Consider the following 274-nt stretch of genomic DNA (forward strand, 5'->3'; position numbering starts at 1 on the left):
GACGAGACGCTTTGCGTCTCGTTCGCACACCAGAAACCAGAGGTTTCTGGGGACGCCCGTCAGGGCGTTCGCCGTCCGGCTCCATGCTGCCGGTCTTTCACTCAGAGAGACAGAGGCGATCCTTCAGCTACTCGGCCTGGAACGCTCGTTTCAAGCAGCTTTTCAGTGGGTACATCGACTGTCTGACAGCGTTTCAGACCCGCCGAAGGCGACGCCGAGGCGGGTTGCGGTCGACGAGACCGCTGTCAAAATCAATGGCGAATGGTCTTGGTTG

At 59.5% G+C, this 274-nt stretch carries 1 pseudogene; it reads left to right on the forward strand.

Annotated elements, in window-relative coordinates:
* Positions 1 to 46: 46 nt before the first annotated feature.
* A pseudogene (locus NKF06_RS20915) lies at positions 47 to 274 on the forward strand (IS6 family transposase); the annotation flags it as partial.

The sequence above is a fragment of the Haloferax sp. AB510 genome, assembly GCF_024136985.1.
GTDB lineage: Archaea > Halobacteriota > Halobacteria > Halobacteriales > Haloferacaceae > Haloferax.